The following is a 251-nucleotide window of genomic DNA, read 5'->3' on the forward strand; positions in this document are numbered from 1 at the left end:
GCAGGTCGGCGAGGTGGAGGCGGGCGAGCTGCGCGGCCTGCCGACGCTGGAACTGACCTCGCGCGGTCTCGCGGACCTCGAACTCATCGCGACGGGCGCGTACTCGCCCCTCACGGGCTTCCTCGGCGAGGCCGACTACCGCGCCGTGGTGGAGCACATGCGGCTCGTGTCGGGCGTGCCGTGGAGCGTGCCGATCACGCTGCCCGTGACGCGGGAGGACGCCGCCCGCCTGTGGGGAAGGATCGTCCTGA

General features: G+C 73.3%; 1 pseudogene. It reads left to right on the forward strand.

The annotated features are described in order from the left end of the window. A pseudogene (gene sat / locus DEIPI_RS30445) lies at positions 1-251 on the forward strand (sulfate adenylyltransferase); the annotation flags it as partial.

Origin of the sequence: Deinococcus pimensis DSM 21231, from assembly GCF_000519345.1 — a bacterium.
Taxonomy (GTDB): domain Bacteria; phylum Deinococcota; class Deinococci; order Deinococcales; family Deinococcaceae; genus Deinococcus_A; species Deinococcus_A pimensis.